We start from the raw sequence: 330 nt of genomic DNA on the forward strand, positions 1-330 counted from the left end.
TGTGCTCGACGAAGCGCACGTCGACACCGACGGCGACAGCTACGCCGACGAGTACTACTCGATGGCCGACGGTGAGGCGCCCGCCCCGAACGTCACGCCAAACGCCGACGTCGACGAGAGCAACACTGCACCCGAAGGCGAAACTCCCGCCGAGCCCGACGCCCCGGCCGACGAGACCGGTGCCGAGGACATCCCCGGCAGCGAGGATGGCCAGGGCGGCGACACCGCCGAGGACGACGGCACGATCGACACCGACAGCGTCGACTACTCCGACTCGCAGTACCTCGAGGGCGAGGCGACGGTCGACAGCGACGGCGACGGCGACGCCGA

1 protein-coding gene is annotated in these 330 nt (G+C 70.3%); it reads left to right on the forward strand.

The window, feature by feature from the left end; all coding sequences use genetic code 11:
• Positions 1-330: hypothetical protein (locus ID132_RS01495; RefSeq protein WP_211198194.1), on the forward strand; the 330-nt coding region annotated here is incomplete at both ends.

The sequence above is a fragment of the Gulosibacter sediminis genome, from assembly GCF_014904065.1.
Lineage (GTDB): Bacteria > Actinomycetota > Actinomycetes > Actinomycetales > Microbacteriaceae > Gulosibacter > Gulosibacter sediminis.